The following is a 272-nucleotide window of genomic DNA, read 5'->3' on the forward strand; positions in this document are numbered from 1 at the left end:
ATTTGCTAAAGCCGCAGACGGAGGTGCTGTTAGATTATTAGCTGCCATCGTATCCGCAACAGTATTACCAGAATTATTTAAAGTTAAACTCGGCGTAAACTGTCCTGCTATTTGCTGCTTAACAACGTTAAGAACATCACCCACAGACTGTGTAGTAAAGTTCGAACTGTAAATCACGCCTTCAGGGTCTACACCATACTGCGCCAAAGAGCCTTCATAACTATTAACCAGGCGTTGTAGAGAGACGGCACTCTCATCACCTGAAACCGGCT

General features: G+C 44.5%; 1 protein-coding gene. It reads right to left on the reverse strand.

Going from position 1 to position 272, the window contains the following annotated elements; all coding sequences use genetic code 11:
- A partial coding sequence (locus R0K30_RS21960; protein ID WP_410612957.1) for a hypothetical protein occupies positions 1 to 272 on the reverse strand: 272 nt, incomplete at both ends.

This window comes from Bacillus sp. SIMBA_154, from assembly GCF_046536015.1.
Lineage (GTDB): Bacteria > Bacillota > Bacilli > Bacillales > Bacillaceae > Bacillus > Bacillus pumilus_P.